Consider the following 24,740-nt stretch of genomic DNA (forward strand, 5'->3'; position numbering starts at 1 on the left):
TGTGCGGTTTCCGCTTGACCCTGAAAGCGGACTGAAATTAGTTGCCTCCAACTTGTCATGGAGGTCTGCCTTATGGCTCACGGGGTTTCAGACGTGGCGCATCGACCGGCCGCGGGCCGGCTCGAAGCCAGGAACGTCACGCTGCGATACGGCGACCGGACCATTTCGCGCGACCTCTCCTTCCGCGTTCCCGACGGGCGCTTCACCGTCATCGTCGGCCCCAACGCCTGCGGCAAATCGACCCTGCTGCGCGCGCTCTCCCGCATCCTCAAGGCGGAAAAGGGCGAGATCGTTCTCGACGGCAAGCTGATCGAGCGCATGCGGGCCCGGGATGTCGCCCGCACGCTGGGCCTGTTGCCGCAGAGTTCCTCGGCCCCCGAGGGGATCACCGTCGCGGATCTCGTCGCGCGCGGCCGTTATCCGCATCAAAGCCTGTTGCAGCGCTGGACCGTGGGCGACGAGCAGGCGGTCGCATGGGCCATGCGGACGGCCCGGGTCGAGGAACTGGCCGAGCGCTCCGTCGACGAACTGTCCGGCGGCCAGCGGCAGCGCGTCTGGATCGCAATGGTGCTGGCGCAGGAAACGCCCATCCTGCTGCTGGACGAGCCGACGACCTTTCTCGACATCGCCCACCAGATCGAGCTTCTCAACCTGCTGCGCGGGCTCAACCGCCGGCAGGGCAACACCGTCGTCGCCGTGCTGCACGATCTCAACCAGGCCTGCCGCTATGCCGATCATATCGTCGCCATGCGCGACGGGCTGATCGTGGCCGAGGGCGCCCCGCGCGACATCATGACGGCCGAGCTTGTCATGCGCGTCTTCGGGCTCGCCTGCATGATCATCGACGACCCCGTGACCGGCGATCCGCTGATCGTCCCGCTCGAGGAAAGCGCCGGGGCCGACGCTACATCCGCCGCGAGCGCGTGAGCAGCCAGACGAAATAGAGACCGCCGACGATGCCGGTCATGCGGCCGATCGGCAGCACGAACCGGACCGGCACGATCTGGGTGAGCACATCGGCCAGCACCAGCAGGCAGGCGCCCATCGCCGCGGCGCTGATCACCGGCACGCCGCGCGATCCGGTGAGCCGCACGACGAGTTGCGGCGCCGCGAGCGCGACGAAGGCGATCGGCCCGGCCGCGCCCGTGGCGAGCCCGGCCAGCAACACGGCGCAGAAGATCATGGCGATCCGGGTGCGCTCGACATTGACGCCCAGTTGCACGGCCAGATCGTCCCCCATCTCGATCAGCGCCAGCCTTGCGGCCGCGAGACCGACCAGCGGAATGATAACGACGCAGCCGGCCATGACCGGGAAGACGTGCTGCCATGTGCGGGCGTTCAGCGAACCCGCCAGCCAGAGATTGGCGGCGACGGCGTTGTCGAGGTCGCCCTTGACCAGCATCAGCCCGTTGAGGGCGGTGAGCGTCGCTCCCGCGCCGATGCCGATGAGCACCAGCCGGTAGCCGCCCGTCGCCCCGTTCCGGATCGACAGGAGATAGACGGTGGCGGCGGTAAGCATGCCGCCAGCCACGGCCGACAGCGCGACCGCCAGCGGTCCGCCACCGAGAAAAACGATCTGCACCAGCGCGCCGGTCGCAGCACCCGTGGTGAAGCCGATGACGTCGGGAGAGCCGAGCGCATTGCGCGACACCGACTGGAAGACCGCGCCCGAGACGCCGAGCGCGGCGCCGACGAAAATGGCCGTCAGGACGCGCGGCAGCCGGATGTTGAAGACGATCTGCTGCTGGATGCCGCCGTCTCCGCCGCCCGAAAGGATGGCCATGACATCGGCGAAGGGAATATGAATCCTGCCCAGCGTGATGGCGAAGGTCGCCAGCGCCGGGCTCAGGACGACAAGCAGCAGCGTCACGGCAACGAGCCGGGGGCTGACCGTGAAGGACAGGTGCCGGCTGCGCCAGACCCGGCGCGGCGATCGGGCAGGCGTCATGTCCGGTGCCGCGCTCATATCCGGGAAATCCGCGCTCGCCGCACGAGGGCGATGAAGAACGGACCGCCCATCAGCGCGACCATGATGCCGACGCCGACCTCGCCGGGCGGCGCGATCACCCTGCCGAGCGCATCGGCGGCGACGACGAGAATGGCGGAAACCATCATGGAATAGGGAAGAAGCCAGCGATGGCCCGGCCCGACCATCAGCCGGGCGATGTGCGGAGCGGTCAGCCCGACGAAGCCGATCGGTCCGGCGGCGGCGGTGGCCGCCCCGGACAGCATGACGATGGCCAGTGCCGACAGGCCCCATATCCGCAACGGGTTGCCGCCCAGCGACCGGGTCAGGTCGCTGCCGAGCGCCGCGGTGTCGAGCGCCTTCGCCAGCGACAGGGCGAGCGCAAGGCCGGCGACGGTCAGGAGGGAAACGGGCAGCAGGACGGGATAGCCGCGTCCCTGAAGGGAGCCCGTCGCCCAGTGGCGGAACTGGTCGAACACACGCTCGTCGCTGTTGACCAGAACGATCTGCGTCAGGGAAAGCAGCACGACGGACAGCGCCGCGCCCGCCAGAACGACCCTGACCTGACTGCCGTTTCGATGGAGCTGGCCGAGACAGTAGACCGCCGCACCGGCAACCGCGGCTCCCACGAGGCCGAAGCCCATATGGGCCGTGACGCCGGTGATGCCGAAAAGCGAAATCGCCACGGCGATGGCAAGCGCCGCACCCGCGTTCACCCCGAGGATTCCCGGGTCGGAGAGCGGGTTGCGGGTCAATGCCTGCATGATGGCGCCGGCCACGCCGAGCGCCGCGCCGACGAAGATGGCGAGCAGCGTGCGCGGCACCCTGAGATGCCGGACCAGAAGATGGCTGCTGTTGGCCGGGTCGAAATGGACGATCGCCTCCCAGGTCACGGCAAGCGGGATCGGCCGCGCTCCGGCGACGATGCCGAACAGGACGAACCCGGTGAGCAACAGGCCGAGCGCGAGAAGCCCCCCCGTCCGGCGGCTATTGCGGGCATCGGCGGTTCGCAGGGGCGCCTGCAAGGGTTACTTCCCGAACTTCGCCACGATGCCGTCGACGATTTCCCGGCCGCTGAACGGGTCGATCCGGAACGAGTTGACGCCAAGCCCGTAGACCTGCCCCGTCCTGACGGACGGCACGTTGGCAAGCACCGGATCGTCGAGGAAGGCGGCGGCTTTGCTGTCGTCCACCTGAAGCAGGAACGTCGTCTGCGATGTCAGGTCGACGAGGTTTTCATAGGGCGCCCAGACGAAGTCGCCGCGATTGTTGGCCTGCGTGTGCCACGCCGGGTCGGGATCTTCCATCGTGAAGCCGAGGGCGGTCAACAGCGAGGCATGGGCGCCGCCGGCCCGCGCGATCTGGTTGGGCCGTCCCGGCCCGTGGAAGCTGATGATGTTGGCCGTGCCTTCGGGAACCGTGATCTTCTCCCTGGCATCGGCGACGTAGGCATCGAAATCGGCAATCGCCGCCGAGGCTTGCTCCTCCAGTCCACTGGCCTTTCCGAGCTGTGTGGCAAGTTCCTGCCATGTCTCGTTGCCGTCGCTGACCAGGATCGTCGGCGCCACCTGCCGGAAAGCGTCGATCTGGTCGGTCGCAGAGCCGGCACCGCTGGCGGCGACGACGATCAGGTCCGGCCGCACGGCATAGACCGCTTCGAGATCGACGGTCCCGGCCGGCCAGACATTCTCCACGCCGTGCTGCGTGGCGACCTCCGCCCATTGCGCGAAAAACGTGCCGTTGCCGGCCGATGCGCTGGCGATCACCGGCGCATCGATGGCCAGAAGCGGCCCGGTGATCGCCACCGAGGTGGAGAGGATTCGTTCGGGCTTCTTCGGGATTTCGGTGGTGCTGCCGTCGACATTGACGAAGGTGCGCGGCCAGCCGTCTTCGGCTGCCGCCCCGCTCCATGCCGGAATGGCGAGCACCATCGCTGCGATGATCAGGGCGCCGAACCGGCGTAATTGCGCAACTCTCATGACTGACGGTCTCCGCTTGCGACAGAAATGGCGGTCTGCCGCCTGCCTCGGAACGACGCCAGACCCTCGGGGCCGCACCCTTATCACCCGCGCCGCGCCTTCGCCAGAAAAACATGAGTTCAACGGTACAGATAAATCCGGACATATGCCCGCAGGCGTCGCACGTCCCCCGCCGCCCTTACGCAGCAGGACCGGCAGCCTGCTTGCGGACAGCGGACGGGGGATAGCCGAAGCGCTTGTGAAATGCCGCCGTGAAATTGGACAGGTGGGCATATCCGGCATTGAAGGCGATTTCGGAGATGCTGCTGTTGCCGAAAAGCAGCGCCTGCCGGGCATTCTCCAGCCTCCGGTTGCGGACGAACGCATTCAGGGAGCAGCGATGCGCCTTGCGCACCAGTCGCTGGAGCGTCGCCTGGCTCGTTCCCAGCGTGCCGGCCATGTCCGCCACGGACAGGGTCTGGGCGGAATGCCTCTCGATATACTGCACGAGCATGTAGAGCCGCTGCTGCTCGGTCGCCGTCAGCGCGGCCGGCGGCATGGCTGCGTCGGAACTGTCGCCGAACGTCGCGCCCAGCGCCTCGCAGACGATGGCGAGCGTATGGCTTTCCAGCAGGAGCGCGGCGAAGGGCGGCTTGCGGGCGGCAATGTCGAACATCTGGCGGGCCAGGAACTCCACCTTGCGGTTCGGCTGCCACGGCCAGAAGCCCGGCCCGCCTTCGAGCAGAGCCCGGAAAGCGTCCGGCGCATCGGCCTTGTTCGCCCAGCGCCGCAGCCAGTCGCGGGACAGGCCGATCACCATCTTGTCCAGATACTGTCCCTTGCGCGCCCTGCGCCGCAGCCGGGCGCCGCTCTCGCAGGACATGATCATGGCCGAGGATTGCCAGCGCCCCTGGGCGGTGCGCTGCGGGATCGGCATGGGCACGCCGTTCACGGAGGTCTCGACGAAACCTTCGAGGAAGATGTTGATGCAGACCTGCGCATCGAGCGCGATTTCCGTTTCCAGATCGTCGATCTGCACACGCCGCCCGAACGTGGCGTGGATCCCGTCCATGCGCACCCGGCCGGTCAGGCCATAGGCGACGACCGCATCGTTCTGGTCGCCGTCGTCGAGCAGCCGCATGCCATTCTTGCGCAACGCGCGCCGCGTCGCGATGGGATCGCTCCCGGCCTTCGATGCGGAAAGGAGATCGTTTGCGCTGCTCATTGAGGCATCCTGCATAAGTTTATGCGTGGCTGACGAAAGCGAAGGCTCTCGGGATCGCATATAGGAATACTTGAAACATTAACTCAAGAATAGTCGCCGCGGGGACTGTTCGGCGTAAATGGCGGTCGTCGGGATCGATCCTTGTCGTTTTGGAGGGACTGGAATGAACGGAACGGAAACCATCGTGAAGCGGCGGCATGCCGGCAAACTGGCGCGCATCCTGCTGGGAACGACCGTCCTCGCGGGGATGGCCGTAGGCGTCCATGCGCAGGATGCGCGCAACGCCGACGATCCGGAAACCGTTACCGAACTGGGGACGATCGTCGTCGAGGGCTCGACCTACGACACCGAAGGGACGGGCAGCTATACGACGAATCTCATCAGCGTCGGCGACAAGGACACGCGGCCCTTGCGCGAGGTTCCGCAATCGACCACGGTCCTGACCCGCGAGCGCCTCGAGGACGGCAATTTCACCTCGCTCGACACCGCCCTGCGCAAGACGCCGGGCGTGGTGGTGCTTGCCAATGACGACGGCCGCTCCAGCCTCTTCTCGCGCGGTTTCGAAGTCGATTCGCTCTACCTGAACGGCCTGTCGACCCCGGAAGACAGCATCTACGGCACCCAGCCCGACATGGCGACCATCGACCATGTGGAAATCCTGCGCGGGCCGTCCGGCCTGTTCGGCGGGGCCGGGGAGCCCGGCAGCGCCATCAACATGCGGCTGAAGCAGGCATCCGACGAATACAAGGCCAGCGTGAACACCATCATGAGTTCCTGGGACGGCAAGCGGATCGAGGCGGACGTCACGGGACCGCTGACCAAGTCCGGCCGGGTTCGCGGCCGACTGGTGGGTGCGCTTTCCACCAAGGATCACTGGGTCGACGTGGTCGACAACAAGGTGGGCGTGTTTTACGGCACGGTGCAGGCGGACCTGACGGACAACACCACCGCGACGGTGAGCGTCAACCACCGCCAACGCCACATCACCCCGTTCAACGGCCTGCCGGCCTTTTCGGACGGCACCCTGCTGGATCTCGACCGCTCCACGTTCGTCGGGGCCGACTGGAACGATTTCAGCAACCGCATCACCGATTATATCGCCGAGCTGGAGCACCGCTTCGAGGACGGCGGCCACGCCAAGATCTCGGCGCTCTATTCGCGGCTCGACGCCGATTTCCTCTACGGATTCGCCTCGGGCGCCGTCAGCGCGGACGGCAGCACCGGCATGCGGTGGCTGGCGCGCGATTTCGAGAGAACGGCCCTTTCCCTGGATGCGCACATCAGCAAGCCCGTCGATCTCTACGGCATGGAAAGCAATGTCATTCTCGGCATGGACTATCGTTCCTACGACACCGACATGCTGAATGCGGCAGGCACGATCAGCGGCGTCTTCAATGTCTACGACTGGAACTCCGCCGTCGACAAACCTACGGTCAATTACACGACGCGGACGGAAACCGATCCCTGGCAATTCGGCATTTACGGGCAATACCGCATCAAGCCGGTCGACAGGCTGACCCTGATCGGCGGCGCCCGGTTGAGCTGGTACGACGCAAGCTCGACCGTGACGACGCTTTCCACCGGCAACGCCGAGACCAGCAAGGTTTCCGAGAATGCGGAAGTCACCCCCTATGCCGGCATCATCTACGATCTCACCGATCGCATCTCGGCCTATGCCAGCTACACCGAAATCTTCAAGCCGCAGGAAAACACCGATGTCGACGGCAACATGATCGGCTCGCGCACCGGACGGCAGTACGAGGCGGGTTTCAAGGCGGAACTGCTCGACGGGGTGAACGGATCGATCGCCTATTTCAACCTGCTCGACAAGAATCGCGCAATCAGCGACATTTCCAATCCGGGCTCCTATCTGGCGCAGGGCGAAGCCAACATGCAGGGGCTTGAACTGGAAGTGAGCGGCACGGTCCTGCCGGGCTGGGAAGTCATGGCCGGCTACACCTATACCGACACCGAATTCACCAGCACCGAAACGGCAGCCGGATCGGAATTCTACACGCCGGAACACATGGTCCAGCTCTGGACGAAATACACATTCGAGGAGCGGGGCGACTGGACGGACGGCATCTTCATCGGCGGCGGCCTGAAGGTCTTCAGCTCGTTCAAGAACATCGTCAGGACGGCCGCCGGCGGGGCGACGGATTTCAGGGCGCCCGGTTATGCGGTCGTCGATCTTCAGGCCGGCTACAAGTTCAACGAACACGTCACCGCCAGCCTGACGGTCGGCAACGTGTTCGACAGGAAATATTACGAACGCATCGGCAGCGCCACCGCCTTCAACTTCTACGGCGAGCCGCGCAACGTCACCTTCAAGCTGGGCACGACCTTCTGAGCGAACCGGCCTTCATCCGGCCGGCCGGCATGATCGGCACGAGAGGCTTCGTCATGCGGTGACGGGCCGGCCGGTTGCGGGAACGGCCACCACATTGTCGTTCAGCCCGTCGCGCATGAGCGCGACGATGCCGGCGATATGTGCGGCCCTCGGGTCGGAGTGGCGATAGCACAGGACGATCTCCCGGCCGTATCCGGCGGCTGGAAGCGGCGTGTTGGCGGTCAGCCGGTCATTCCTGTCGAGCGCGGCGGCGGCAAGAGCCGGAACGAGCGAGATCCCCTCACCCGCCGCGATCATCTGCCGCAGCATTTCCAGGCTGCTCGCCCTTCGGGCGGCGAAGGCAAGGAAGGGATAGGGCTCGCAGCTTCCTTTCACCTGATCGTGCAGGCAATGCCCCTCCTCCAGTAGCAGGACCGGCATGGAACCGTCGCGCGGCGGCCAGACCGGCGGCCAGTCGACGGGGTGCATGATCGTGAAAGGCTCGAAGAACAATCGCTGCACGGCGATCTTGCCGTCCTCCTCCGGCCGGCAGACCAGGATCGCGTCCAGCTCCCCCTCTTTCAGGGCGGCCAGCAGGCGGTCCGACCGGTCTTCGGAAATGACCAGCCTCATCTCCGGAAATGCCTTTCTGAGCGGGCGCATGATACGCGGCAGCAGATAGGGGCCGAGGGTCGGCAAGGCCCCGAGCCGGAACGATCCCGAAAGCGGCCTGTCGTCGCGGCCGGCATTCATCAGCGCGCTGGCTTCGCGCAGCACGCTTCTGGTCCGTTCGAGAATTTCCCGGCCCTTCGCCGTCACCAGCACCCGCCGCGGCGAACGCTCGAACACGACCACCCCGACCGCCGCTTCGAGCTTCTTGATCTGCGCGGACAAGGCCGGCTGGGAAACGCCGCAATGCTCGGCTGCCTTGCCGAAATGCAGGTGCTCCCCGACAGCCACCAGATATTCGAGATCACGAAGGGAAAGGCCGGAAAACGAAACGCCCATCATGCTTCTCCAACGATAGGGAAAGCCTATTGGATCAATAGATTCAATCTCTTTCACATTCTGGAGTAAAAATATCAAGTTTAAGGCGTCGCAACAAGCCAAATGAGGAGACACGCCATGTTCCTGCGTATCGACAAGCTTCAGGTCGACATGCCCCTGCCCAGGGAACCGGACCCGTCGGCGGCGGCCGCCGTCAACGAGTTGATGGGCGGACGCTTCGGCGAAATGACCACGCTCAACACCTACCTGTACCAGAGCTTCAATTTCCGCCAGCGCGAGAAACTGAGGCCGTTCTATGCCCTGATCGCCAACATCGCCACCGAGGAACTCGGCCATATCGAACTGGTCGGCGCGGCGGTGAACGGTCTCCTGCACGGCGCCGAGCCGAAGGGGGACGTGTCGAAGGGCGATGCGATCTTCAAGGACCTGTTCGGCGGCGCGGCCGGGGCCGGTCCCAACTTCCACATCAACGGCCCGCACGGCGTCATGGCCACCAACGCGCTCGGCCAGCCCTGGCGTGGCGATTACATCTTCAATTCCGGCAACCTCATCCTCGACCTCCTGCACAATTTCTTCCTGGAGAACGGCGCACGGACCGCGAAGCTGCGCGTCTACGAAATGACGAAGAACCCGGCCGCACGCCATATGCTCGGCTATCTGTTCACCCGCGGCGGCGTGCATGCGCATGCCTATGCGCTGGCGCTCGAAAAGCTCACCGGCGTCGACATGAAGAAGATGCTGCCGATCCCCAATATCGAGGGCGTCGAGATCCCCGAAAGCCAGCCCTTCCTCGCCGAAGGCATGCACCGCCGGCTCTATCGCTTCAGCCCCGACGACTACAAGGAGATCGGCGTGATCTGGGAGGGCGAGGCGCTCGACGGTTCCGGCCCGCTGGAAGTCGTCGATGGTCCTCCCACCGGAGGTCCGCAATACGAGGCCGAGGGCGTCGCCAGCGCCTTCATTCCCGATTACCACCCGGAAGAGATTCTGGAGATCGCCAGAAAGCTTTACGCAAAGGCGAACTGAAGGGATGCAGGCCATGAAACCGGAGCCGCACACCCCCGGCGCAAGCCCGGAAGGCTATTTCAGCCAGCCGGCGGAAAAGCTGGTTCTGGAAGGGTATCGTCTGTGGACGACCGGGATCGTCCTGCGCTAGACCGCACCGTGGACGGACGCGCAGATCCTCTATCGCAGCATGCTGGGGGACGAGGAAGGCGCCAGGGCGATCGTCGCCCTGGCCCGCTTCGTCAAGACGCTCGGCACGTGTGCACGCGCTCCCTTGAGCGCATTCAGGCCGGGATCGGGCCTGATCGGCCGCGACGAGGTTCTGGTGATGGGCCTCGTTTCGAGCGTCCAGCACCGGGACCGGTTCACGCAGCACTACTGCCTCGACCGGTTCGGCGTTGCCGGGCACACCGTCGAAGTCGCCGCGTCGGCCGAAGGGTTCGCCTTGACATTGCACGGCTGCGGCGCCGTCATGAAACCTCTGCCGGCCCGATTGCTCGGCCGGATCCTGAGGCACGTCGCGGAGCCGTGCTGCGAACGGGCCGCATCATCGACGGTCCACTGATGTTGGGCCGGCCGGCGGGAGAAACAGCGACGTCGCACCTCCGGCCACCGATATTTTTTGAATAGACGCCCGATTTCAGGCTCCCTTGCATCCGCGCAGGCTTTAAAGATGGATCATGCTGTTCCCGTTGCCCGATACCGAAACGCTCTATAGAGCCCTGCTCGATCGCGATCCCGCATATGATGGTCGCGCCTATGTCGGCGTCACGTCGACAGGCATATTCTGTCGCCTGACCTGCCCGGCCCGCAAGCCGAAGCCGGAGAACTGCCGTTTCTTCGCCAGCGTGGCCGAGTGCATGTCCGCCGGTTTCCGAGCCTGCCTGAAATGCCATCCGATGGCGCCCGCAGCCGAGGCGGATCCGATCGTCGCCGCATTGCTGAAGCTCCTGGCAGACCGGCCCGGCTATCGCTGGGGCGAACAGGATCTGGAGCGGATGGGATTCGACCCCTCCACCGTGCGGCGAAGCTTCAAGCGTCATTTCGGCATCACCTTTCTGGAAATGGCCCGGCTTGAACGTCTCAGGCTGGGCTTTGAAACCCTCGGCGACGGCGGCCGGGTCATCGACGCCCAGCAGGACGCGGGTTTCGAATCGCCCTCGGCATTTCGCAGCGCATTTTCCCGCCTGATCGGCCAGCCTCCCGGACGCCTCGCGGAGAATGCGCTTCTCCAGGCGCACTGGTTGCCGACGCCGCTTGGCACCATGATCGCCGTCACGGACGAGAGGGCGCTTCATCTTCTCGAATTCGCGGACAGAAAGGCGCTGCCCGGCGAACTGAAAAAACTGTTCGAACTCTCCAGATGCAGTCTCGGTGTCGGCAGGCTCGCGCCGCACGCAGTGCTTGAAACGCAGCTTGATGCCTATTTCACCGGCCGGTCCCCGGATTTCACGATCCCTCTGGCCCTTCACGGCAGCGACTTCACCCGATCGGTGTGGGAGGCGCTGCGGCAGATCCCGCCGGGCGCGGTTCGCAGCTACGGCGAGGTTGCATCCGCGATCGGAAGGCCATCGGCCACACGCGCCGTCGCCCGGGCGAACGGAGCGAACCAGATCGCGCTGATCATTCCCTGCCATCGCGTCATCGGAGCGGACGGTTCCCTGACGGGCTACGGCGGCGGGTTGTGGCGAAAACAGAAGCTCATCGAGATCGAGCGGCAATTCACACGATGACGAAAGGAATGCACACCATGTCGCAAGCCGAAAAAGCTCAGCGTTTCTCTTCCCTGCATCGGTCCGGCGACCCGTTGTTTCTCTACAATATATGGGATGCCGGCGGGGCCAAAATCGTTGCGGAAACGGGCGCGCAAGCGATTGCAACCGGAAGCATGTCGGTGGCGCTTGCGCATGGTTACGAGGACGGGCAGCAAATACCGCTCGATCTCGTCCTGCGCATCGTGTCGCGGATCTGCGAGACCGTCGATCTGCCGGTGACTGTCGATTTCGAAGGCGGATATGCCGAAACCGATGAGGGCCTGGCCACGAATGTCGCCAGGTTGATCGCCACAGGCGCCGTCGGCCTCAACTTCGAAGACCAGATTTCCGGCGGCGCCGGTCTCCATTCCACCGAAGCGCAATGCAACCGTATCGCGACCATCCGGAAAACTGCCGAGGCGCAGGGCGTTTCCCTGTTCGTCAATGCACGAACGGACCTGTTCTTGCACGAAAGGGACCGGACGAAGCATGCCCATCTGCTGGATGAGGCAATCGCCCGGGCGCAAGCATATGAGAAGGCTGGAGCCAACGGCTTTTTCGTCCCCGGACTGACCGACATTGCCGCCCTGAAAACGATATGCGACGCGGTCTCCCTGCCCGTAAACGCCATGAGAACCGGGACCGCGCCAAGCATGGCCGAACTGGCGTCCGCAGGCATTGCCCGCATCTCCTGCGGTCCCGGCCCCTATTTTGATTTTGTCGCCGGCATGAAGGCGTCTATCGCCGCTCGCAGCGAAACCTTGACCGGGAGACTGCCTCACTCCTCCTGAAAGGCTTCCTCCCGTCTCCGGCGCACGGGGGGAGAAGGGCTGCACCTTGCAGGCCGGGCACAAGACTGACCGGCAGCGATCCCACGGGCATCCATAAGGCTCACTTCAAGTCGACGACATGCAGTTCATCCGCCCATTCGGTGAGAAGGGAGCGGGCAGTATCGATGAGCATGCGGGTGGCGGGCGAGAGATTTCTGCCTTTCCGGACGAAAACGCCCACGGTGCGAAATGCCTCCGGGTCTTCCAGCGGCACGAACCTGACCCAGCCCGGCGCGATGCGGCTGGCCAGTTGCGGCAGGATGGTCACGCCGACCTTCGCCGCGACGAGGGCGAAGGCGGATGAAGCGCTGGAGACGTGAAAGCGCGCATTCTCGTGCATTTTCGTCAGGCCCGCGCATATGTGGGTGTCATAGCTCTCGTTGCTGATGAAATCCTCCGGGGCGAGGTCCTCCCAGCTCAGCGGCCGCTTGAAGTGCGCAAACCGGTGGTCGACCGGGCACACGACCGCGTAGCTTTCGTGCATGATGGGGGTGGCTTCCACATCCGGCCGCACGACGGCGATGCGGCCGAAGCCGACATTGACCAGACCGTCCGCCACCGCATCCGACATCTTGACGGAATGGATCTCGCGAAGCACGGCCTCAAAATTCGGTGAACGCTGCTTCACCCGCAGGATGGCTTCAGGAAGGACTGTTCCGGCAAAAGACGTCACGGCCGCAACCGTGCAGCGGCTGATCTCGTCCCGGGCGAAGGCGCGGATGCTCGCACATGAATTGTCGTAGTGCCTGAGAAGATTGCGAGCGGATTCCACGGTGAACGCCCCCACCTTGGTAAGATGAACCTTGCGGTCGCCTTCGAACAAGGCCGAACCGACCGCATCCTCCAGTTGCTTGAGAGCCATCGAAACGGCCGACGGCGTTCGCCCCAGACGCTGGGCGGCCAGCCGGACACCGCCGCTCTCCGCCACGCAGACCAGGGTTCTCAGATTGGCGATGCTCAGCACGGGCAGCTCCTAGTGTTCGGTTTGACTGAACAAAAGTACAGAAGTTTGAGTTTGACTGATCGACCCGTGTTTGCAACCGTTGCCTCAAGATAAAAACGACCTGAATTACCCGGCGGCGTCAAATTCGCCGGGGCAGGTTGCGACAAAGAGCGGAACATGTCCAATTTCCTGAACTTCTATGTGGATGGCGCATGGATGGCGCCCGCCGGTGCCGAGCGGATCGGCGTCATCGACCCCGCGACGGAAGAAACGATCGCGGAAATCTCCGCCGGCACCGCTGCGGATGTCGACCGCGCGGTTGCCGCGGCCCGCCGCGCTTTCGAAACCTTCGGCGACAGCACGAAGGAGGAGCGCCTCTCGCTCTTGCGGCGCATCCGCGACGTCTATGGCGACCATCGGCAACGCATCGGCGATCTGATCTCGCAGGAGATGGGCGCGCCGCTGGAATTCGCCCGCAAGGTGCAGGCCGGCACCGGCCTGACGCATCTCGACAAGACGATCGAGGTGCTGGAACGCTACGAATTCGAGCACCTTAACGGCACGACAATGGTGCGCCGGGAACCGATCGGCGTCGCCGGCCTCATCACGCCGTGGAACTGGCCTATCAACCAGATCGTCTGCAAGGTGCTTCCAGCCCTTGCCGCCGGCTGCACGATGGTTCTCAAGCCCAGCGAGCTTTCGCCGCTGAGCGCCATTGCCTTCGCGGAGGTTCTCCACGAGGCGGGCATCCCGGCCGGCGTCTTCAACCTGGTGAACGGAACCGGAGAGACGGTCGGCGAGGCCATCAGCGCCCATCCGGGCGTCGACATGATCTCGCTGACCGGATCGACCCGGGCCGGTGTCGCCGTTTCCCGGGCCGCCGCGGCCACCGTCAAGCGCGTCACGCTCGAGCTCGGCGGCAAGGCGCCGAACATCCTGCTGCCCGACGTCGATTTCGAGGATGCGGTCACGCGCGGCGTGCTTGCCTGCATGCGCAATTCGGGCCAGTCCTGCTCGGCCCCGACGCGGATGCTGGTTCCGGCCGGCGAGGAAGAGCGCGTGGAGGCGATCGCCGCCAGGGTGGCGGCAGGACTGCGCGTCGGCGACCCGGCCGCACAGGGCGTCGACCTCGGCCCCGTCATCAGCCGTCCGCAATTCGACAAGATCCAGGGGCTGATCCAGTCCGGCATCGACGAGGGCGCCCGGCTGGTGGCCGGAGGCCCGGGGCGTCCCGACGGACTGAACCGCGGCTACTACGTCCGCCCCACCGTCTTCGGCGGCGTGACGCCCGACATGCGGATTGCCCGCGAGGAAATCTTCGGCCCGGTTCTCTCGATCCTTCCCTACGCCGACGAGGAGGATGCCGTCCGCATTGCCAACGACACCGTCTACGGCCTGACGGCCTACGTCCAGTCCGGCGATCCGCAGCGCGCGCGCCTGCTGGCGCGGCGCATCCGCGCCGGCAGCGTCCTGATCAACTACGCGCCGGTGGACAGCAACGGCCCGTTCGGCGGCTACAAGCAATCCGGGAACGGACGCGAATATGGAGAATTCGGCCTCGAGGAATTCCTCGAGGTCAAGGGAATGGTCGGCTATGGGCCGGCCTGACCGCACAATCTGACGACGCCGATAAAAGAAGGGCGCGATGGGGAACGAAAAGTGGAAAAACGGCAAATATCCGCAACGGACAGGATCGTCGAACTCACTGCGGTTCAAAAGACATATGTGACCGATACGGGCGACGTCCGCGCCCTCGATCCGGTCAGCTTCGGTTTCGACAAGGGCCAGATCCTGAGCGTGGTCGGGCCCTCGGGCTGCGGCAAGAGCACGCTGCTGCGCATCCTCGCCGGCATCGACGCCGCGACGGGCGGCGAGGTCGTCATCGACGGCACCAGGGTTTCCGGGCCTTTCGGGGACATGGGCATCGTCTTCCAGCGCGACCTGCTTCTGGACTGGCGCAACGTCCTCGACAACGTGATGCTGCCCGCCGAACTGGCCAAGCGCAACACGCCAGACATGCGCCAGCGGGCGCTCGACCTGCTGCGCGAACTCGGGGTCCACGAATTCTCGCACCGCTACCCCTACGAACTGTCCGGCGGCATGCGCCAGCGGGTGGCGATCGCCCGCGCCCTGCTGCTGCGGCCGTCGCTGCTGCTGCTCGACGAACCGTTCAGCGCGCTCGACGCCATGACGCGCGACCAGATGAACGTGATCCTGCAACGGCTCCAGCAGCACGAGAAAGTCAGCACGCTGCTGATCACCCACAGCATCGCCGAGGCCGTCTACCTGTCGGATCGCGTCGTGGTCATGTCGGCCCGGCCCGGCCGCGTGCTCGACATCATCGACATAGACTTCGAAAAACCAAGGCCCCTCTCCATCCGCGAGGAGCCCCGGTTCACCGCCATCGCCCGCCAGATCCGGGTGCTTTTCGAAAACGAGGGAGTTCTGGCGGCATGAGCGACATAGCAACCCGGTCCCTTGCGGTGCAGAAGAGCACCGCCGCATCGCGCAGGCTGCGCAGGAAAGTCCGCAATGCGGGCGTGCCGGTGCTCAGCGCTCTGGTCGGCCTCGTTGCGTGGGAAATCACGGCCCGATCGCTCGAAATCCCCGCCTACCTGCTGCCCGCCCCGACGGCGGTGATCGAGGCGATGATCGCCCGCTGGCCGTACCTGATGTACAATCTCGGATATACGGCGCTTGCGGCGCTGTCCGGCTTCTTCATGGCGCTTGCGCTCGGCGTCTTCCTCGGCGTCGCGATTGCCGCCTCACCGCTGGTTGACCGCATCGTCTACCCGTGGCTGGTGATATCGCACGCCATACCCAAGGTGGTCGTGGCGCCGCTGCTCCTCGTCTGGATCGGCTTCGGCCTGAAAAGCGGAATCCTGTTCGTCATCTTCTTCACCTTCTTCACCATCGTCGTGAACACCGTCATGGGACTGAAGTCGGCCGATCCCGATCTTCTGCACCTCGTGCGCTCGATGGGCGCCAACCGGTTCGAGATCATGTGGAAGATCAAGCTTCCCAACGCACTGCCGAACATCTTCACCGGCATCAAGATCGCCGCGACGCTCGCGCCGGTCGGCGCGGTGATCGGCGAGTTCGTCGCCTCCAACCGCGGCCTCGGCTATGTGCTCATCCAGGCGGTCGGCAGCATGACGACCGACCTCGCCTTCGCCGCCGTGTTTCTCGTCTCCGCCTTCGGCGTGATCGTCTGGTACGTCGCCGAACTCATCGAACGGAAATGCCTGCCCTGGCATGCGAGCCAGCGCGGCCAATAACAACCATCCCGAGAACAACGATCGGTGCCCATAAAGATCAGAGGAAAGGAACAGTCATGCTTCGCATTTCAGCATATGCGCTCGCCGCGATGGTTATCTCGCAGCCTGCCCTCGCACTTGAACCGGTCCGGCTCGGCCTCGACTGGAGCTACCTGCCCTATCACGCACCGCTGGTGATCGGGCAGGAGGACAGATACTTCGAGGAAGAAGGAATCGACCTGAAGATGGAGCCGGGCCGCGGCTCCGGCAGCACCGCCATCATGCTCGGCGAAGGCAATTACGACATCGCCCACATCAACACCACGAACGCCGCCGTCGCCAGATCGAAGGGCGTGCCGATCCGGACGGTCGCGGTCTATCAGACGAAGACGGCGGCATCCTTCATCGGCATTGCCGGCAAGGTGACGCTCGATAGCGTCGATGCGATCAAGAACTATCGCATCGGCAGCACGCCCGGCGGTTCCGACCAGCTCAGCCTGCGGATCTTCCGCGCCGTGAACAACCTGTCCGAAATGGATCTCGACGTGATCTCGCTCGACGCCAACGCCAAGCAGGCGGCGCTGCTGTCGGGCAGCATCGACGTCATCAGCGGCGACGGCTTCGCCTATGCCGCCATCATTCGCGGCACCGGCCAGGAACCCGAGATTTTCGCGCTCGCCGACTACGGCGTGCCGTTGCTGGGGTTCGGCTATTCGGTCAACGCCAGGTTCGCTGAAAGCCATCCCCAGCTCGTCGAAGGCTTTCTGCGGGCGATGAAGAAGTCCTGGCAGGCGGCGGTCGCCGACGTGCCGGCGGCCTGCGAACGCGCCCGTGCCACTTTGCAGCTCACCCACTCGCAGGACGCCTGCATCGACTACTTCAACGGCCTGATCGAACTGTCCGTCAGCCCGGATTCACCCGAATGGGGACAGCAGACGGACGAGATGTGGTCGAACCTTCTCGGCAAGCTGGCGGATGTCGGCGAAGTCGGCACGGACTACGCCGTCTCCGACTTCTACACCAACGACTACCTGCCTCGGTGAGCGGTTGCAGCGCGCCGGCTGGAGGGCGAAACGTTGAAAAATCCTGATGCGATCGTCATTGGCGGTGGTCATAACGGCCTGATCTGCGCGGGCTATCTCGCCCGGGCAGGACTGGACGTGATGGTGCTGGAAAGGTCCGCCAGCCTCGGCGGCCCGGCTGCGACGCAGGAATTCTTTCCCGGGTTCAGGTCGGCCATCGCCAATTCGCCGGGCTCGCTCGAGCCCAAGGTGCTCGCCGACTTCCAACTGGAAAAGCACGGCCTTCGCTTCGTGCGGCCCGACCCGACGCTCGTTCATCCGCTGACCGGCGGGCGGCTGTTCGTGGGGTGGCGCGAGAAGGAGCGGGTGGACGCGCAACTCGACAGTTTCGCGCCCGGCGAAAGCGGCCGGTATCACGCCGTCTTCGATTACCTCAACCGCTTTGCCGAGCGGCTCGGCATATCGGTCTATCGCGAGCCGCCGACATTGCAGGAACTGACCCGCAACCTGAAGACGATCGAGGATGAGGAAGCCTTTTCACGGATCTTCTTCGGCAGCGTCCGCGGCCTGTTCGACCATTTCGGGCTCGCACCCGAAACGCAGGCGATCATGGGGCCGTTGTCGGTGGTCAGCGGCCTCGTGGGGCCTTCCACGCCCGGCACGCCGTTCAACCTGATGATGCGGCCGCTGTCGCTAGCATCGCTCAAAAGCGACTCGAGCGACGATCCGAGGCGGATGCCGCTACGCGGATCGACGGGACTGGCGATCGGCGGCATGGGCGCCATCGTCGAGGCGCTCGTCCGCTCGGTCGAGGCGGCCGGCGTCGAACTCCACCGGGAGGCGGCAGTCAGTTCCATCGCCGAAGAGAAGGAGGGACTGGCCGTCTCGCTCGAAGACGGGCGCACCTTCCGGGCGCCCATCGTCGTCTCCGCCGCGCACCCCCACCTCACGGTGAAGATCGTCGAGTCCGACAGGCCGGAATGGGCCGGGATCGGTGCGATGATGGCGCGCACGCCGCCGGCCGGCAGCGCCTTCAAGATCGTGCTGGCGCTGGGGGACATTCCCCGCTTCGCGGCGGCGAAAAGCGAGGAAGAGGCCCGGCTTCTGGCGACCGCACAGCTTCGCATCGCGCCGACGCTCGACTATCTGGACGATTGCCATGCCGATCTGGTCCGGGGCCGCATGCCCGAACGGCCGCTGATCTGGAGCCTTTGCCACTCCATGACATCGCCGGAACTGACGCCCGAGGGCAAGCACATCCTCAGCATCAATCTCGGCGGCGCCCCGCATCGGGGCGGCCAGGCCCCCATCGCCGTCGACAGGGAGGCGGTCGTGCGCAAGGTCGTGTCGATTATGTCCGAGTGGATACCGAACCTGCCCGACATCGTTGAGCAGCACACCTGCATCGATGCGGAAACCTTCGAAAACGAACTGGGACTTTTCGGCGCCAACATCGCCCATATCGACATGATGCCGATCAACCAGTTCTGGATGCGGCCCTATCCGGGGCTTCACCGCTACCGCACGCCGACGCCCGGCCTCTATCTGAGCGGCGTCGGCACATGGCCGGGGGCCTATTTCTCGGGGATACCGGGCCACAACACCGCCCAGGCCGTCCTTGCGGATCTCGCGGCGCGACAGATCAACAAAATTGCCTGATGGGAGAAACATGTAATGGCGACCGAAAAACTCGTTGAATTCCTCGTGAACATATCCTTCGTCGGCCCCGTCGGCTGGTCGCAGGAAGATGTCGCGGCCCTTGTCGCCAAGGAGCGGGCGCATGCGGCGGAACTGGCCCGCGAGGGGCATCTCGTCCGCATGTGGCGCGTTCCCGGCCGCCGGGAGAACTGGGGGCTGTGGCGCGCCCGCGATGCGACGCATCTTCACGAGATCATCACCGGCCTGCCCTTCTGGCCCTACATGCAACTGACCGTGCATCCGATGGCGTCCCATCCCGTCGATCCGCTGAAATACTGACAGGAACCGACAACCCGGCGGCTGGAAAGGGCCCGCGCATCGCGGTTCCGTGGCCCTGCACGGCCTGTCGCCGGCCCCCTCACCCCACGATCGAGGATCAAAAATGCTGATTGATGCCCTGCAATGCGGCGAATTCGACAGAGAGGCTTTCGAGGCGCTTCACAAAGGCGGATACACCTGCGTGACGCCCACGCTCGGCTTCTGGGAAGGCACACTGGAATCGATGGATGCGATCGGCCACTGGCGTGACATGGAGCGCGAGAATTCCGACCTCATCCGCATCGTCTACAAGGCGGACGATATCCGTGAATGCGAGAAGGACGGCAAGGTCGGCATCCTGCTCGGCTATCAGAACACGAACCTGCTCGAGGATCGCATCCGTTTCGTCGAGCTTTTCGCGGACATGGGCGTCCGCGTGCTGCAACTGACCTACAATAACCAGAACGAGCTTGGCGGCTCCTGCTACGAGGAGGAGGACAGCGGCCTCAGCCGTTTCGGCAGGGAAGTCGTCCGCGAGATGGCACGCGCCGGCATCCTTGTCGATTGCTCCCACACCGGCGACCGGACCACGCTTCACGCCATCGAGCATTCCCCCAAACCCATTGCCGTCACGCATGCGAACCCGGCCTCGGTGTTTCCGCACAAGCGCAACCGCAGCGACGACGTGCTGCACGCGCTGGCCGAGACCGGCGGCGTGATCGGCTGCGCGGCCTATCGCAACATCACGCCGGCGGATGCCTGCGCAACCATTCGCGGTTTCGCCGAACTGGTGGCCCGCACGGTCGAGATCGCCGGCGTGGACCATGTCGGCATCGGCACCGACTACAGCTACAAGGGCGACGACAAGTTCCGCGACTGGATGCGCAAGGGCCGCTGGACGCGCAGCGTCCAGTACGGCGCCGGCTCGCCGAAAGCCCCCGGCGCGGTGGCCAAGCCGGAATGGCTGCCCGGCCCCGAACGCCTCGGCGATCTCGCCGGAGGGCTGAAGGAGGTGGGCTTTTCCGACGAGGAGGTCGGCAAGATCATGGGCGGCAACTGGCTGCGTCTTTACGAAACCGTGTTCGGATAAGGCCGGCCGGCCGAGCGCGCAACGCGTCCGTCAGGTCGCTGGCGACAGAAACGCCGTGGCCTCCCGGGCGGAAAGGGCATTCTGGCCCCCCTGCCCCTGCTCCACCCCCGATTCGAGCAGCGTCGCGCGCGCGTTCGGCTCCGAAATCCCCTCCGCGCTCACGATGAGGCCAAGGCCGTGGCCCAGCCCGGCCAGCGCCTTGATCGTGCGGTCGGCCTGTTCCTGCCCCAGACGCTCGGTGAACCGGCGGTCGATCTTGACCTTGTCGAACTGGAATTCCTGCATGTGATAAAGGTTGGAATAGCCGGTTCCGAAATTGTCGAGCGTAACTTTCACGCCGGCGACCCTGAGAGGGGCAAGTGCCGCCTTCGCGCCTTCCAGGTCGGCCACGATGATATTTTCGGCCACTTCCAGCTCAAGCCGCCGTGGATCGAAGGAACTGACCTCGAGAACGTGCAAGACGGCCTCCCCAAGCTTCGGGTCCCTGATCTGGCCGGGCAGGAGATCGACGGCGAGGCCGACATTCTGCGGCCAATCGCCGGCTGTCATGCAGGCCTTTTCCAGGAGGCGCAGGCCGAGGGAATGGATAAGCCCGCTTTCTTCCGCAATCGCCAGGAACCGTTCGGGAGCGATCTCCTCGCCGTCCTTTCCGATCCAGCAGGGAAGAACCTCGAAGGCGACGACCGTGCCCGTCTGGAGGTCGAGCGTCGGGCGGAAGCGCGGCTCGATGGCGTCGGCCTCCATCGCCGCGGCCAGCGCCCGTTCCATCGTCTCGCGCTCGCGCACCCGGGCATCCATCTCCGCCTCGAAGAACCGCAAGGCCGAACGATGCTCGGCCTTGGCGCGGTAGAGCGCCACATCGGCTTTGCGCAGCGCTTCCGATGGATCCTCCGCGTCGTCGGGCAGCAATGCGATGCCGACGCCCGTGCCGACATTGTGCTCCGTGCCGCCGATCACGATCGGCGCGGTCAGGGACTGGAGGATTCGCGTGGCGATGACGCCGGCGCCTTCGGCGCCCAGTACATGCGGCGCAAGCACCACGAATTCGTCGCCGCCGAGGCGGGCAGCCAGATCCTGAGACCGGATGGCTCCGACCAGCCGCTGCGCCACCACGATGAGCGTCTGGTCGCCGATGGCATGGCCGTAATTGTCGTTGATCTTCTTGAAGCCGTTGAGGTCGAGCATCAGCACCGCATGGGAATAACCTGCCGCCGGCGGCGAAGCCGCCGCGACCTTCAGCGCATCCTCGAACTGCCGACGGTTGGCCAGGCCGGTCAGCGGGTCCTGGAACGCGAGTTCGCGCGCATAGCGCTCGGCCTCCTGCCGGCGGCGCATTTCCTTCTTCTGCTCGACATATCGTCTGACGGCGAAGATGAGCAATCCGACCGCCAGTGTCACGCCGAGCAGAAGCACTTCATCCAGCTCGAGCCTCTGTTCGGCCAAAGAAGCCTGTCCTTCGGTCACGAAGATATCGATGGAAAAGCCAATGTAAGCGACGACCGCCAGGACCGCGACCAGGATGCCGAGGTCATTGATGCTGACGCGATGGCGCATGTAGAAGCTCCTCAAGCTGGAATGACGGCTCGAAGGTTTTTCCAAAGATGCAGTCTCGCTGCCAATCTGGACCATACATTCGTCCTCCTGCCGCAGAATCTAGGGCACTCTCCACGACATGGGGAGGGCTGTTGATCCCGGCCGTCCTTTCAGCGTTAACAGCCTCTTTGCAGCCGTCCGCGAATATCCGGCCAAATGACGGATGAAGCATATAGTAACGCCGGCGCGAACGCGACGTATGTCATGCAATCCGGCCGGCGTCGTGGCTCGGAGGGAGAATGAAAAGCAGGAGCCCTCGACCTGAGCGATGCCCCCTCGGTCTTGAAGACCCGGGCACCGACGACACGATCACCGTCGCGGTCCGCCGCGCACGGGAAGAGCGGCTGCGCCGCGCCGGCGCGTGCATATCCAGTCCGGTGGTCTGCCTGCGCGCAGCGTCCCGCAGCCTCATCGCAGAATACCGGAACATCGGCAGGGAGCATGATGCCGGCTAGGCCGGCAATCCCCTCAGCTCACGGCCTGATCGCATCGCAACGGTCCGATGCCCCCGAAAGCGGTCCTGCTTGCGGTCTCGGCCGGCTTGAGAAAGCCCAGCGCCCGGTTGAGTTCGTCCACGAGCGCCATATCCGCTTCGCTCGGCACGGGCCGGCTGAAGAGATAGCCCTGGGCTTCGCTGCACCCTTCCTCGGTGACGCGGTCGAGCTGGGCCTGCGTCTCGACGCCTTCGGCGACGGTGGTGACATGGAGGCACTTGCCGAGATCGGCAATGGCCCGCACGACTGCGGCACAGTCGGGACGGTCGACGGCATCGCGAACGAACGTTCCGTCGATCTTGATCTTGTCGAAGGGAAAAGCGCGCAGGTGGGCCAGCGACGAATAGCCGGTCCCGAAATCGTCGAGAGCGACGCGCACGCCCATGTCGCGCAGCCGCCGCAGGTCGCCGATGCTGTCCTTCTCGTCGTGGAGAAGGGCCGTTTCCGTCACCTCGATTTCCAGCCGGTCCGGCGGCAGGCCGGAGCGGACCAGCGCCTCCAGCACGGCGGGAGCGAGCGTTCCCTTGCCGAGCTGGCCGGCCGAGACGTTGACGGCGACGCGCGCGCCGTCGTCCCACTGCGCCGCGTCATGGCAGGCGCGACGCAGCACGAACAGCCCCAGCGGGTCGATCAGGCCGCTTTGTTCCGCCACGGGAACGAATTCGCCCGGCGATATCCAGCCGCGCTCCTCGTGACACCAGCGCAGCAGCGCCTCGCGTGCCGTCACCCTGCCGGTGCCGATGTCGATGATGGACTGGTAGAAGACGAACAGGCCGACCCGATCCTGAAGAGCGGTGCGCAACTGCGCCTCGAGCCGCATGCGATCCTGGATCTTCGCCTCCATGTCCGGCAGGAAGAGCCTGAACGTTCCCTTGCCGGCCTCCTTTGCGGCATAAAGGGCGATATCGGCCCGCGACAGCAGGGTTTCGCCATCCTTCGCATGACGCGGCGCCAGCGCGATGCCGATGGATGCGCCGATCCGGACATTGCTATCGCCGCCGAGGTCAAAGGGCATCGAGAGAACCCGCACCAGATCGGCCGCAAATGCCCGGGCCTGCCGGGAATCGTCATTCGGAATCAGCACCGCGAACTCATCGCCGCCAAGCCGGCCGATCGCCATGCCGGGAGCGGCGCACGCTTCCCGCAGCCTGTCCGCCACCTGCTTCAACAGGATGTCGCCGACACGATGCCCCCTCATGTCGTTGATGAGCTTGAACCCGTCGAGATCGATGAACAGCAGGCTGCTGCGATTGTCCCGCTCGGCAAGGCTCGCCTCCAGCCGCTCATGGAACGAATAGCGGTTGGCAAGCCCGGTCAAGGCATCGCGCCGGGCGGCGATGCTCGCTTGCTTCTCGCGCTTCCTGAGTTCGCTTCCGGCCCGCCATGCGGTGAGGATCAGCCACAGGGTCGTGCCGACGAGGGCGGCGATGACGATCATCGTCGGCAGTTCGACGGCCTTGCGGGCGATATCGCCGGGGCGCAGGTCATGCCAGACGGCGTAGGCCACCGCCTCGCCGGCCCTGTTGTCGACGGGGGCATGGGACCATTCCGGCTCGGCGGGCACGGTGTTCCGCAGATGAAGGTCCGAAACGACGATCTTCTCGGCAATGGCCGCGATGGTTTCGGGATCGATGATCTTCCCGAAAACGAGGAGACGTGCCCGCGCGCCGGGGATCGCCACGGAATCGTCGCCGGGAACGATCGGTCCCGCGCCAAGGACCATGATGCCCCTCTGCGTCCTGAAGAAATCGGCGGCGGCTTCGAAAGCCGTGCCGTCCCGGGGAAGATCGCCGAGAAATGCCGCCTTTCCATCCCCGACGAGATCCTCGAGCGTGAGAGCGCTCTCCTCGCCGCGGTCGTAACTCACGATGGTCCGGTCGTGCTCGTCGAGCAGGAGAAAAATCGTGTAGATGTCCAGACCCGTCGACACGCCCCAGGTCTCGCCCAGCCAGCTCCTGTTTTCGCTGCCGTAACTTTGCCTGACCGCATCGTTCCAGACCGCATTGTCGGAGATCAGGCTAGCCATCTTCGTTCGCTCGGTCTCGATCGCCACCTCAACCGCGCGGTAGGATCGCGTATAGTCCTGCTGGTTGGCGCCATCCGATATGGCATCCATCAGGTAGAAGACGACGGCGACGACGGAAGCAAGCGAAAGAAGCGATCCTGCGAGAACCAGTCTGAGCGAGTTCCGGAATTCCATAGGCATGTTCTCCGCGCTTGTGCTTTTCGCAAGAGGATGGCCGGGACATCGGCTGACGAACGGTCGCGTGCTCCGGCAAGCGGAGGCAGCGCGACCTTCCGGGAAGGCAG

21 protein-coding genes are annotated in these 24,740 nt (G+C 64.9%); 13 read left to right on the forward strand and 8 right to left on the reverse strand.

What is annotated here, in order from left to right; genetic code table 11:
- Positions 1-72 precede the first annotated feature (72 nt).
- Positions 73-927 carry an ABC transporter ATP-binding protein gene (locus NOF55_RS09640; RefSeq protein ID WP_370868963.1) on the forward strand — a complete coding sequence of 285 codons (855 nt, stop codon included), beginning with the start codon at positions 73-75 and terminating at the stop codon, positions 925-927.
- Here NOF55_RS09640 and NOF55_RS09645 read toward each other — a convergent pair.
- The 4 genes from NOF55_RS09645 to NOF55_RS09660 form a co-directional block, all read right to left on the reverse strand.
- Positions 905-1,966: a FecCD family ABC transporter permease gene (locus NOF55_RS09645; protein ID WP_306411160.1), complete on the reverse strand. Its 1,062-nt coding sequence runs from the start codon at positions 1,964-1,966 to the stop codon at positions 905-907. The two genes, NOF55_RS09640 and NOF55_RS09645, sit on opposite strands and share 23 nt — an antisense overlap.
- Positions 1,963-2,991, reverse strand: a complete 1,029-nt coding sequence (locus tag NOF55_RS09650; RefSeq protein ID WP_306411161.1) for a FecCD family ABC transporter permease — start codon at positions 2,989-2,991, stop codon at positions 1,963-1,965. The genes NOF55_RS09645 and NOF55_RS09650 overlap by 4 nt, the downstream gene beginning before the upstream one ends.
- A 3-nt stretch (positions 2,992-2,994) precedes the next feature.
- Positions 2,995-3,945: a Fe2+-enterobactin ABC transporter substrate-binding protein gene (fepB, locus tag NOF55_RS09655; protein WP_306411162.1), complete on the reverse strand. Its 951-nt coding sequence runs from the start codon at positions 3,943-3,945 to the stop codon at positions 2,995-2,997.
- A gap of 178 nt (positions 3,946-4,123) precedes the next feature.
- The gene (locus tag NOF55_RS09660) at positions 4,124-5,149 is read right to left on the reverse strand and encodes a helix-turn-helix transcriptional regulator (protein WP_306411163.1); all 1,026 of its coding nucleotides are present in this window, start codon (positions 5,147-5,149) and stop codon (positions 4,124-4,126) included.
- 163 nt (positions 5,150-5,312) lie between these two features.
- Here NOF55_RS09660 and NOF55_RS09665 point away from each other — a divergent pair, with 163 nt between their 5' ends.
- Complete coding sequence (locus tag NOF55_RS09665; protein ID WP_306411164.1) at positions 5,313-7,499, forward strand: TonB-dependent siderophore receptor; 2,187 nt, start codon at positions 5,313-5,315, stop codon at positions 7,497-7,499.
- Between the two features lie 51 nt (positions 7,500-7,550).
- Here NOF55_RS09665 and NOF55_RS09670 read toward each other — a convergent pair whose 3' ends face one another.
- Positions 7,551-8,489, reverse strand: a complete 939-nt coding sequence (locus tag NOF55_RS09670; RefSeq protein ID WP_306411165.1) for a LysR substrate-binding domain-containing protein — start codon at positions 8,487-8,489, stop codon at positions 7,551-7,553.
- A 114-nt stretch (positions 8,490-8,603) separates the two neighbouring features.
- On the opposite strand from NOF55_RS09670, the gene NOF55_RS09675 reads away from it, so the two are divergent.
- From NOF55_RS09675 to NOF55_RS09690, 4 genes are all read left to right on the forward strand, one after another.
- The gene (locus tag NOF55_RS09675) at positions 8,604-9,512 is read left to right on the forward strand and encodes a manganese catalase family protein (protein ID WP_306411166.1); all 909 of its coding nucleotides are present in this window, start codon (positions 8,604-8,606) and stop codon (positions 9,510-9,512) included.
- A 169-nt stretch (positions 9,513-9,681) separates the two neighbouring features.
- Positions 9,682-10,056: a hypothetical protein gene (locus NOF55_RS09680; RefSeq protein WP_306411167.1), complete on the forward strand. Its 375-nt coding sequence runs from the start codon at positions 9,682-9,684 to the stop codon at positions 10,054-10,056.
- Between the two features lie 115 nt (positions 10,057-10,171).
- Positions 10,172-11,224 (forward strand): bifunctional transcriptional activator/DNA repair enzyme AdaA, encoded by a 1,053-nt coding sequence (locus tag NOF55_RS09685; RefSeq protein ID WP_306411168.1) that lies wholly within the window; start codon positions 10,172-10,174, stop codon positions 11,222-11,224.
- 17 nt (positions 11,225-11,241) lie between these two features.
- A complete protein-coding gene (locus NOF55_RS09690) occupies positions 11,242-12,036 on the forward strand; it encodes an isocitrate lyase/PEP mutase family protein (protein WP_306411169.1) in 795 nt (264 codons plus the stop codon).
- Positions 12,037-12,136: 100 nt separating this feature from the next.
- On the opposite strand, the gene NOF55_RS09695 is transcribed toward NOF55_RS09690, so the two are convergent.
- On the reverse strand, positions 12,137-13,039 hold the full coding sequence (locus NOF55_RS09695) for a LysR family transcriptional regulator (RefSeq protein ID WP_306411170.1): 903 nt from the start codon (positions 13,037-13,039) through the stop codon (positions 12,137-12,139).
- Between the two features lie 156 nt (positions 13,040-13,195).
- Here NOF55_RS09695 and NOF55_RS09700 point away from each other — a divergent pair, with 156 nt between their 5' ends.
- The 7 genes from NOF55_RS09700 (at position 13,196) to NOF55_RS09730 (ending at position 20,343) form a co-directional block, all read left to right on the forward strand.
- On the forward strand, positions 13,196-14,626 hold the full coding sequence (locus tag NOF55_RS09700; protein WP_306411171.1) for an aldehyde dehydrogenase family protein: 1,431 nt from the start codon (positions 13,196-13,198) through the stop codon (positions 14,624-14,626).
- Between the two features lie 117 nt (positions 14,627-14,743).
- Positions 14,744-15,475: an ABC transporter ATP-binding protein gene (locus tag NOF55_RS09705; RefSeq protein ID WP_306411172.1), complete on the forward strand. Its 732-nt coding sequence runs from the start codon at positions 14,744-14,746 to the stop codon at positions 15,473-15,475.
- On the forward strand, positions 15,472-16,296 hold the full coding sequence (locus NOF55_RS09710; RefSeq protein ID WP_306411173.1) for an ABC transporter permease: 825 nt from the start codon (positions 15,472-15,474) through the stop codon (positions 16,294-16,296). The genes NOF55_RS09705 and NOF55_RS09710 overlap by 4 nt, the downstream gene beginning before the upstream one ends.
- 56 nt (positions 16,297-16,352) lie before the next feature.
- The gene (locus NOF55_RS09715) at positions 16,353-17,318 is read left to right on the forward strand and encodes an ABC transporter substrate-binding protein (protein WP_306411174.1); all 966 of its coding nucleotides are present in this window, start codon (positions 16,353-16,355) and stop codon (positions 17,316-17,318) included.
- A 33-nt stretch (positions 17,319-17,351) separates the two neighbouring features.
- Positions 17,352-18,956, forward strand: a complete 1,605-nt coding sequence (locus NOF55_RS09720; protein ID WP_306411175.1) for a phytoene desaturase family protein — start codon at positions 17,352-17,354, stop codon at positions 18,954-18,956.
- A 15-nt stretch (positions 18,957-18,971) separates the two neighbouring features.
- Positions 18,972-19,274: a muconolactone Delta-isomerase gene (locus tag NOF55_RS09725; RefSeq protein ID WP_306411176.1), complete on the forward strand. Its 303-nt coding sequence runs from the start codon at positions 18,972-18,974 to the stop codon at positions 19,272-19,274.
- Between the two features lie 103 nt (positions 19,275-19,377).
- Positions 19,378-20,343 carry a membrane dipeptidase gene (locus NOF55_RS09730; protein WP_306411177.1) on the forward strand — a complete coding sequence of 322 codons (966 nt, stop codon included), beginning with the start codon at positions 19,378-19,380 and terminating at the stop codon, positions 20,341-20,343.
- A gap of 30 nt (positions 20,344-20,373) precedes the next feature.
- On the opposite strand, the gene NOF55_RS09735 is transcribed toward NOF55_RS09730, so the two are convergent.
- Both NOF55_RS09735 and NOF55_RS09740 read right to left on the reverse strand, forming a co-directional pair.
- Entirely contained in the window at positions 20,374-21,897 is a 1,524-nt protein-coding gene (locus NOF55_RS09735) for a putative bifunctional diguanylate cyclase/phosphodiesterase (protein ID WP_306411178.1), read from the reverse strand.
- 507 nt (positions 21,898-22,404) lie between these two features.
- The gene (locus NOF55_RS09740) at positions 22,405-24,630 is read right to left on the reverse strand and encodes a putative bifunctional diguanylate cyclase/phosphodiesterase (protein ID WP_306411179.1); all 2,226 of its coding nucleotides are present in this window, start codon (positions 24,628-24,630) and stop codon (positions 22,405-22,407) included.
- Between the last annotated feature and the right edge of the window lie 110 nt (positions 24,631-24,740).

Source organism: Ectorhizobium quercum (assembly GCF_026552795.1).
Lineage (GTDB): Bacteria > Pseudomonadota > Alphaproteobacteria > Rhizobiales > Rhizobiaceae > Ectorhizobium > Ectorhizobium quercum.

Bases quoted from the DNA above. Each gene is read 5' to 3' on its own strand.
- NOF55_RS09645 (WP_306411160.1), bottom strand. From the start codon at position 1,966: ATGAGCGCGGCACCGGACATGACGCCTGCCCGATCGCCGCGCCGGGTC.
- NOF55_RS09675 (WP_306411166.1), top strand. From the start codon at position 8,604: ATGTTCCTGCGTATCGACAAGCTTCAGGTCGACATGCCCCTGCCCAGG.
- NOF55_RS09685 (WP_306411168.1), top strand. From the start codon at position 10,172: ATGCTGTTCCCGTTGCCCGATACCGAAACGCTCTATAGAGCCCTGCTC.
- NOF55_RS09660 (WP_306411163.1), bottom strand. From the start codon at position 5,149: ATGAGCAGCGCAAACGATCTCCTTTCCGCATCGAAGGCCGGGAGCGAT.
- NOF55_RS09710 (WP_306411173.1), top strand. From the start codon at position 15,472: ATGAGCGACATAGCAACCCGGTCCCTTGCGGTGCAGAAGAGCACCGCC.
- NOF55_RS09700 (WP_306411171.1), top strand. From the start codon at position 13,196: ATGTCCAATTTCCTGAACTTCTATGTGGATGGCGCATGGATGGCGCCC.
- NOF55_RS09730 (WP_306411177.1), top strand. From the start codon at position 19,378: ATGCTGATTGATGCCCTGCAATGCGGCGAATTCGACAGAGAGGCTTTC.
- NOF55_RS09670 (WP_306411165.1), bottom strand. From the start codon at position 8,489: ATGATGGGCGTTTCGTTTTCCGGCCTTTCCCTTCGTGATCTCGAATAT.
- NOF55_RS09715 (WP_306411174.1), top strand. From the start codon at position 16,353: ATGCTTCGCATTTCAGCATATGCGCTCGCCGCGATGGTTATCTCGCAG.
- NOF55_RS09740 (WP_306411179.1), bottom strand. From the start codon at position 24,630: ATGGAATTCCGGAACTCGCTCAGACTGGTTCTCGCAGGATCGCTTCTT.
- NOF55_RS09690 (WP_306411169.1), top strand. From the start codon at position 11,242: ATGTCGCAAGCCGAAAAAGCTCAGCGTTTCTCTTCCCTGCATCGGTCC.
- NOF55_RS09680 (WP_306411167.1), top strand. From the start codon at position 9,682: ATGCTGGGGGACGAGGAAGGCGCCAGGGCGATCGTCGCCCTGGCCCGC.
- NOF55_RS09665 (WP_306411164.1), top strand. From the start codon at position 5,313: ATGAACGGAACGGAAACCATCGTGAAGCGGCGGCATGCCGGCAAACTG.
- NOF55_RS09725 (WP_306411176.1), top strand. From the start codon at position 18,972: ATGGCGACCGAAAAACTCGTTGAATTCCTCGTGAACATATCCTTCGTC.
- NOF55_RS09640 (WP_370868963.1), top strand. From the start codon at position 73: ATGGCTCACGGGGTTTCAGACGTGGCGCATCGACCGGCCGCGGGCCGG.
- NOF55_RS09735 (WP_306411178.1), bottom strand. From the start codon at position 21,897: ATGCGCCATCGCGTCAGCATCAATGACCTCGGCATCCTGGTCGCGGTC.
- fepB (WP_306411162.1), bottom strand. From the start codon at position 3,945: ATGAGAGTTGCGCAATTACGCCGGTTCGGCGCCCTGATCATCGCAGCG.